The 7,891-nt window shown below is 61.9% G+C and carries 7 protein-coding genes; 5 read left to right on the plus strand and 2 right to left on the minus strand.

Features of this window, described 5'->3' with window-relative positions:
• The first annotated feature begins 39 nt into the window (after positions 1-39).
• A complete protein-coding gene (locus HX899_RS18290; protein WP_171598053.1) occupies positions 40-855 on the plus strand; it encodes an endonuclease/exonuclease/phosphatase family protein in 816 nt (271 codons plus the stop codon).
• Between the two features lie 210 nt (positions 856-1,065).
• Complete coding sequence (locus HX899_RS18295; protein WP_181293024.1) at positions 1,066-1,956, plus strand: LysR substrate-binding domain-containing protein; 891 nt, start codon at positions 1,066-1,068, stop codon at positions 1,954-1,956.
• A gap of 104 nt (positions 1,957-2,060) precedes the next feature.
• Here the strand turns inward: HX899_RS18295 and HX899_RS18300 are convergent, their stop codons facing one another.
• Positions 2,061-3,686: a carboxylesterase/lipase family protein gene (locus HX899_RS18300; RefSeq protein ID WP_181293025.1), complete on the minus strand. Its 1,626-nt coding sequence runs from the start codon at positions 3,684-3,686 to the stop codon at positions 2,061-2,063.
• Between the two features lie 378 nt (positions 3,687-4,064).
• Positions 4,065-4,343 (minus strand): hypothetical protein, encoded by a 279-nt coding sequence (locus HX899_RS18305; protein WP_181293026.1) that lies wholly within the window; start codon positions 4,341-4,343, stop codon positions 4,065-4,067.
• A gap of 343 nt (positions 4,344-4,686) precedes the next feature.
• On the opposite strand from HX899_RS18305, the gene HX899_RS18310 reads away from it, so the two are divergent.
• Genes HX899_RS18310 through HX899_RS18320 form a run of 3 tightly spaced genes read left to right on the plus strand, consistent with a single transcriptional unit; the run spans position 4,687 to position 7,873 of the window.
• The gene (locus HX899_RS18310) at positions 4,687-5,409 is read left to right on the plus strand and encodes a FadR/GntR family transcriptional regulator (RefSeq protein ID WP_181293027.1); all 723 of its coding nucleotides are present in this window, start codon (positions 4,687-4,689) and stop codon (positions 5,407-5,409) included.
• Positions 5,406-6,578, plus strand: coding sequence for a PLP-dependent transferase (locus tag HX899_RS18315; RefSeq protein ID WP_171598048.1), 1,173 nt, complete (start codon positions 5,406-5,408; stop codon positions 6,576-6,578). Before HX899_RS18310 ends, HX899_RS18315 begins: the two co-directional genes overlap by 4 nt.
• Before the next feature lie 35 nt (positions 6,579-6,613).
• Positions 6,614-7,873 carry a sugar ABC transporter substrate-binding protein gene (locus tag HX899_RS18320; protein ID WP_128404858.1) on the plus strand — a complete coding sequence of 420 codons (1,260 nt, stop codon included), beginning with the start codon at positions 6,614-6,616 and terminating at the stop codon, positions 7,871-7,873.
• Positions 7,874-7,891: the final 18 nt, after the last annotated feature.

Below are 7,891 nucleotides of genomic sequence, written 5' to 3' on the forward strand. Positions count from 1 at the left end.
TGACAAGCTTTTCGATCAACGGAACAAGTGCGCCTGCCGATGCACGCCAGAAAAGACAGCCTTCCCGCCAGCATTCTCGCCTCGATCAGGAGCAGGAAAAAGCGGCTCGACGCGGCCTATACGGAGACAAGGCCGCGCAGCGCCGGAACGCTGATCGCCTCCTACAACGTGCACAAGTGCATCGGCACCGACCGCCGCTTCGATCCGGAGCGCACCAGCCGCGTCATCCATGAAATCGGCGCCGACGTGATCGCGCTGCAGGAGGCCGACACGCGCTTTGGCGAGCGCACCGGCATTCTCGATCTCGGGCGGCTGGAGCGGGAGACGGGGCTGATCGCGGTGCCGGTTGCCGGCATGGCGAAGGCGCATGGCTGGCACGGCAATGTCGTGCTCTTCAAGAAGGGGCTGGTGCATGACGTGCATCAGGTCAAGCTGCCGGGGCTGGAGCCGCGCGGCGCGCTCGTTGCCGAGATCGAACTCGAGAAGGGCGGGGTGCTGCGCATCATCGCCGCGCATTTCGGATTGCTGCGCCATAGCAGAGCCCAGCAGGCCCGCATGCTGGTCGAACTGATCAATAACAGGCACGAGATGCCGACCATCCTGCTGGGGGACCTCAACGAATGGCGGCTCGGCGACCGTTCTTCGCTCAACACCTTCCAATCCGCCTTCGGACCGCTGCCGCCCGCCGTCCCGAGTTTCCCTGCCGGCCTGCCGCTTCTGGCGCTCGACCGGATCATCGCCAACCGCAAGGGGATCATTTCGGAGGTGGAAGCGCATGACACGCCATTGGCGCGCATCGCCTCCGACCACCTGCCGATCAAGGCGCTGATCGATCTGGAACCGGTGCCGGGCTGATGTCATGGCGACAATGGGTGCTGTCGTCGTCGTCACTTCGGCCGGCGCTTTCACCTGGCCATGGCTGAAACGTCACCAGCCGGATGACGTTCAATATGATCTCGAATATCCGCCTGCGCATCGATATCTCTCCTTCGCGATCATTTGCCGCCTCTTGCCTCCCTCCTTCAAACGAGCTTATCGTCGGCCTCGAATGACTTGAGGTTATGGATGAAGCGCGGACGCCTGCCATTGACGGCTTTGCGGAGTTTCGAGGTCGCCGGCCGTCTCGAGAGCTTCACGCTGGCGGCGCAGGAGCTGTTCATCTCGCAGGCGGCGGTCAGCCGGCAGATCCGCGAGCTGGAGACGTTGCTGGGCGAAGCCCTCTTCGAGCGCCGCCATCGCGGCGTCCACCTGACCGCCTCGGGCAACAAGCTGCTGGCGATCTTGACGTTATCCTTCGACCGGATCGACGAAGGCCTGGAAGAAATCCGCAGCCGGCCGGCAACGGCAGCGGTGACGATCAGCGCGGAACCCTCCTTCGCGGCCTGCTGGCTGGTTCCCCGCCTGCCGGAATTTCGCGAGAGGCATCCCGACATCGAGGTGACGATCGACTCCGATCCGCGCCTCGTCGAGTTCCGCAGCGGCCAGGCCGAGATCGCCATCCGCCACAGCGCGGTCGCGATCGCCTGGCCAAGGGCCGAGAGCGAACATCTCGCCGATGTCAGGATGATTGCGGTCGCAGCGCCTGTCTTGCTCACGACGGGGCCGGCGATCGAGCGGCCGGAGGACATTCTGCGCCACACGCTGCTGCATGAGGAAAACCGGGACGTGTGGTCGCGCTGGTTCGAGGCGGCTGAGGTCACTATGCCGGAGACGGCGCGGGGACCGATCTATGCCGATGGCGGCCTGGTGATGCAGGCGGTCCTGCGCGGGCAGGGCATAGCGCTGATGGACGAGATCTTCGCCGCGGATGAGATCGAGACGGGTCGGCTGCTTCGGCTCTTCGATCTTGCCATTCCTCACGGCGCCTATTGGCTCGTTGCGCGGAGTTTCAAACGGCTCGGCCCACCTGCCTCGCTCTTCGTCCGCTGGATCGGACCTCGGATTGGGGGATCTTGAAGGCGGCAGATGTTGGCGAAGAATAGACGCCTTTGCCGCGAGGCAGGCCGGCGCCGGCCGGGTCGATATCAGCCGGCGCCGTATGTCCAATCCCGCAATTGGCGCTAGAGAGCGCCTGCAGCCTGCAGCAGCTTGCGATCGAGATCGACCGCCACGCGGGGCTCCTTGTCGAGGACCATGGTCGCTGGTTTGTCGGTTGTATAGGCCGGCCAGTCGGGCAAGCCCTCGGCGCTCGGCTTGCCGTTGCGCGCGAAGTTGACCCAGGCCTGGCTCACCTTCCTGGAAAGCGCCAGCGCGTCGTTGCCACCGCCGGTCGATGTCTTGACCAAGGCGGCGTTTGCAAACACGTAGGGCAGTTCCGCACAATGCCAGGCCATGGCAATCCCATCCAGGACCGGTGACTCGTAGGCAAACATGTAGGAGTAGACCGGAGCCCCGTTCTGCTTTGCCTTCAGGTCGAGATCACGGATGGCTCCCGGCCGGAAGCGCAGATCGAGGAAATAGGCGTCGGCGATCTTTTTCTCGGGGTAGGCGGCCATGAATGCCTTGCCGACCGCGTCGGCCTTGTCGGCGAAGCGCTCCTTCAGCTTGGCCTGAGACTTGTCTTCGTCCCAGTTGTTCTTGTTGTCGGCAAAAAGCTCGCCCGCGTTGTGACTGATCACCGTCTCGAACTCGTTGAGGGTGTTCCCGACCATCAGGGGGATGTCCTTGGCCTGGTCGACCCACTCTGTCCCGACAGGGTTCGCGGGAATGTAGTCGCCGTCCTGAACAGGTGCGTAGCGGGCGTCTTTCGCACCCTTGGCGGTCGCGTCTTTGACGGCTTTGTCGGCTGCGGCAAGGAGATCGTAGTAGTCGATGTCGGCAAGCTTGTCGATTTCCTCAGCCTTGAGACCGAGGTTGGCAAGCGTCAGTTCGGCCACCTTCCGCGAGGATGCCTGATCGACGACGGAATCGGTCCGGGAGCCGCTCTGGACGATGGCCTTCTGGAAGAGGCCTTTCGCCGAAGGCGTCCCCATCAGGGCGCGCACCTTGTAGCCGCCGCCGGACTGGCCGAAAATCGTCACGTTGCCGGGATCGCCGCCAAAGGCCTCGGCATTGTCGTGGACCCATTTCAGCGCAGCAACGAGATCGGTGACGCTGGCATTGCCCGACCGTTTGTATTTCTCTCCGTAGGCGGAAAGATCGAGGAAGCCGAGCACGTTGAGCCGGTGGTTGAGGGTGACGACGACGACATCGCCGTCCTTGCTCAGATTATGGCCGTCATACGAGGTCAGCTCGATGCCGGAGCCATTGGTGAAGCCGCCCCCATGGATCCAAACCATGATCGGCCGCTTCTTTCCGTCCTTGATCGCAGGCGTCCAGATGTTCAGAAACTGGCAGGCTTCGCTCATCGGCAGATAGCGGTGCGGATTGAAGAGTTCGTCGCCGGCCACTTCCTTCATGCGGGGGATGAAGCAGTTCTCACCATAGGTGACTGCGGGACGGATGCCTTTCCAAGGCGCGACCTCTTCCGCCGGCATGAAGCGGTCGGCATGTGCATAGGGGACGCCAAGATAGCTGTAGATGCCATCGTCGAGTGCGCCGACGAGACTGCCCTTGTTGGTTTCGACGACCGTCTTGCTCTGCGAAGCAACAAACTCTTCGGCGAGAGCGGGCGCGCCGACAATGGAAGCTGTCATCGCCGCCAGCGCAGATATCGAAGCGCAATAATATAGGAACGTCCTTTTCATCAACTTATCCTCTTGTCATTGATTTCGAGTTTTCAAAAGCCCGACGGCCGCCGTCCCCGGCCGTCGGTGACTAACTAGGTCGGAGAGGACGCTTTTTCACGCTACGGTCAGACGGTTTGGTGGAGAGTGGATCACGCCGGAGGGTTGAACGGGTCTTCTTGCCGACCGGCCTCCAATGAACCAGGAGATTCAACGCTGGGCGGGCCGCTTCCACGCGCTTTGGTCGTGGCGGACGTCGATCTTCTTGGGCACGCCTGACGGAACACCATCGGCGCCTGAGTGGGGGCGATTGGCCAACATTATCCGCACAGGTGATCACACGGCGAGATCAGCGGAAATCTCGCCGCTTGCCAGGATCGCGCTAGCGTCCGCCACTTGTCAGAAAGATGACGAAGGGACCACGCCGATCGTTGGGACGGGTGGTTTGTGCTCCGGCATCTTGTTTTCTTGCTCGTCGCCGGCGCTCAGTGCCTCGCGCACTTCATCCTCTTCCCAACCCGCCTCGATGGCTGAAGCCACGAGCGTTTCGATTTTCTCGGTTTCCGAGTTGTGCGAAGTCTCATCGAGGTGGCGTCTGGCGGTCTCGAGACACTGACGGAGGTTCGAAGCGCGGCTGGCGTCGTTACGGTCGTAGCTTGGCGATGCGACGTAGGTCATTGGAAGCTCCCTGCTGATCGAGAGGAACACCTGAAGAGAGAGCCGGTTCCACTGCGTGTCTTCGGTAAGCGCGACCCGGGTGCCGCCTCGGGGACTAACGGAACCTACCCGCGCCGGTGCGCCTGCATCCGCGGCTCCGGAAATCAATGAGACTTCGACCTTTCGTGACCGACTAAGGGACATCGGATCATGTCCCCTGAGACCATTTCGGAGGTGCAAAGGGAATTGTGGAGCGGCGGGCCAACGACCAACAAACACCCCTTGACGTCTTTCCATGTTTGAGAAATGCTAAGATGTCAGACCAATTCTAGAGGTCGGCTGCCTGATAAGAAAATGGGGAACCATGAAGGCAAATAGCAGTGACAGGCCGGTGATCCGGCCGCTTCCGGTCATGGACCGCGCGCGTCAGGTGACCGATGCGCTGGCGGACTATGTCGAGGAAGCACGATTGAAGGCGGGCGATCGGCTGCCGGCCGAGCGCGAGCTGATGGCAGCCCTTGCCGTCGGCCGCTCGACCATTCGCGAAGCGATCCGCCACTTCCAGGCGCTCGGCGTCATCGAGACTCGCAAGGGCAGCGGCACCTATCTGCTGAAGCCGGTTTCCAGGGCGACGATCCATATGCCGCTGTCGTTTGACACGGTTCATCTGCGCGACGTGCTGCTGCAGACGCTGGAGGTTCGCCGCGGCATCGAATGCGAAGCGGGCATGGTTGCGGCGCGGCGACGCACGAACACGGATCTCGTCGTCATCGAGGAAAAGCTGAACGCGATGGAACGGGTGCACCTGGAGAAGGGCACCTCCGGGCCGGAGGATCTGGCCTTCCATCTCGCCGTCTACGACGCCACCCACAATCCGCTGTTTCGCCAGCTTCTCGAACAGATGCGCGAGACCTTCGAGCGCTTCTGGGAGCATCCCTTCGACCGGCAGGATTTCGCGCGCCGGTCCTTTCCCTTTCACCGCACCCTTTTCGACGCGATCGCTGCCGGGGATCCAGAGGCGGCGCGCGCCGAAACATTGAAAATTCTCGATATCGTCGAGGAAGACATCAAGGAAATGTCCAAATGAGCAACGGCGCAGAACCGTTCGATCTTGCTTCCCTCATCACCGCGCATGACGAAGGCAACTTCGCCGACGCCGTCGTGCCGCCGATTTTCCAGACGTCGCTTTTCACCTTTTCCGATTATGACGACATGATCGCCTCCTATCGCGGCGAGAAGGTGCGGCCGATCTATACACGCGGCCTGAACCCGACGGTGCGTGCCTTCGAGGAAATTCTCGCCAAGCTCGAAGGTGCGGAGGATGCGCTGGGCTTTGCCAGCGGCATGGCGGCGATCTCGTCGGCGGTGCTGAGCTTCGTCGAGCCGGGCGACCGCATCGTTGCCGTCAAACATGTCTATCCCGATGCCTTCCGCCTGTTCGGCACCATCCTGAAGCGGATGAAGATCGAGGTGACCTATGTCGACGGGCGCGACGAGGAAGCGGTCGCCCAGGCGCTGCCCGGCGCCAAACTGTTCTACATGGAAAGCCCGACGAGCTGGGTGATGGAGGCGCATGACGTCGGCGCGCTCGCAGCACTCGCCAGACAACATGGCGCCGTCTCGATGATCGACAACAGCTGGGCGAGCCCGTTCTTCCAGCGGCCGCTGACGCTCGGCGTCGACCTCGTCATTCATTCGGCCTCGAAATATCTCGGTGGCCACAGCGATGTGGTGGCGGGCGTCATCGCCGGCTCGAAGGCGATGATTGCGCGCGTCAAGGCAGAGGCCTATCCTTATCTCGGCGGCAAGCTTTCGCCGTTCGACGCCTGGCTCCTGATCCGCGGACTGCGCACGCTGCCGCTGCGCATGCGGGCCCACGAGGCATCCGCTCTCGAAATCGCCAGGCGCCTGCAGAAGCTCGACGTGGTGGAGGCAGTCTGCCATCCGGGGCTCGCCAACCGTCTGCCCACCGGGCTCAACGGCACCTCGGGTCTGTTTTCCTTCATATTCCGCGAAGGCGTCGATATCCGCGCCTTCGCCGATCACCTCAAGCTCTTCAAACTGGGCGTAAGCTGGGGTGGACATGAAAGCCTGATCGTACCGGGCGAGGTGGTGCTTCAGCAGAAGGCACAGCCGAATTCCGCACATGCCTTCGGCATCCATGCGCGATCCGTACGTCTCCATGTCGGCCTCGAAGGAACCGAGGCTCTGTGGAGAGATATCGAGGAGGCGCTCGCCGCCGCCTCACAATCCTGAAACCCGAGAAAAACCTAACAAGGGGGAACTGAGCCATGAAAAAACTAATAATCTCGACGCTCTTTGCTTCGATGATGGCGGGCACGGCCTTTGCCGATACCACGCTCAAGCTTGTCGAAGTGATCACCAGCCCGGAGCGCACCGAAACGCTGAAATCGATCGTCGGCAAATTCGAAGCCGCCAATCCCGGCACCAAGGTCGACATCATCTCGCTGCCCTGGAACGAAGCGTTCCAGAAGTTCGCGACCATGGTATCCGCCGGCGACGTGCCCGATGTGATGGAAATGCCCGATACCTGGCTATCGCTCTATGCCAATAACGGCATGCTCGAGAGCCTGGAGCCCTACCTTGAAAAGTGGGAGCACACCAAGGAACTGACGCCGCGCGCACTCGAACTCGGCCGCGACGTCAAGAACACCGCCTATATGCTGCCCTACGGCTTCTATCTCAGGGCGATGTTCTACAACAAGAAGCTGCTGTCGGAAGCCGGCGTCGCCGCGCCGCCGAAGACGATGGAAGAATTCACCGCCGCTTCGGAGAAGGTTTCCAAACTGTCCGGCAAATACGGCTACTGCATGCGCGGCGGAGCGGGCGGCCTCAATGGCTGGATGATCTTCGCCGCCTCGATGGCCGGGTCGAACAAATACTTCAACGACGACGGCACCTCGACGATGAACAGCCCCGGCTGGGCCAAGGGCATCGAATGGATGGTCGATCTCTACAAGAAGGGCTATGCGCCGAAGGACAGCGTCAACTGGGGCTTCAACGAAGTCGTCGCCGGCTTCTATTCCGGCACCTGCGCTTTCCTCGATCAGGATCCGGATGCGCTGATCGCCATCGCCGAACGCATGAAGAAGGAGGATTTCGGCGTCATGCCGCTGCCGAAGGGCCCCGACGGCAAGTCCTTCCCGACGATCGGCTACGGCGGCTGGTCGATGTTCACGACTAGCGGCAACAAGGACCTCTCCTGGAAGCTGATCGCCACCCTCGAAGGGCCAGAAGGCAATATCGAGTGGAACAAGCGCATCGGCGCCCTGCCGGCCTATACGGCGGCCGAGAAGGATCCCTTCTATGCCGGTGACCAGTTCAAGGGCTGGTTCGAGGAACTGGCGGACCCGAACACGGTACCAACGGTCATGCCGACCTACCTCGAGGAATTCGCCTTCTTCAAAGATTCGCTGGCGATCAAGACCTCGCAGCAGGCATTGCTCGGCGATATCTCGGCGAAGGATCTGGCCGACCAGTGGGCCGAATACCTCACCAAGGCGCAGCAGAAGTTCCTCGCCAAGAAATAAGCGACGGATCGACGGGGG

Source organism: Rhizobium sp. WYCCWR 11146, from assembly GCF_013591995.1.
GTDB classification, from domain to species: Bacteria; Pseudomonadota; Alphaproteobacteria; order Rhizobiales; family Rhizobiaceae; genus Rhizobium; species Rhizobium indicum.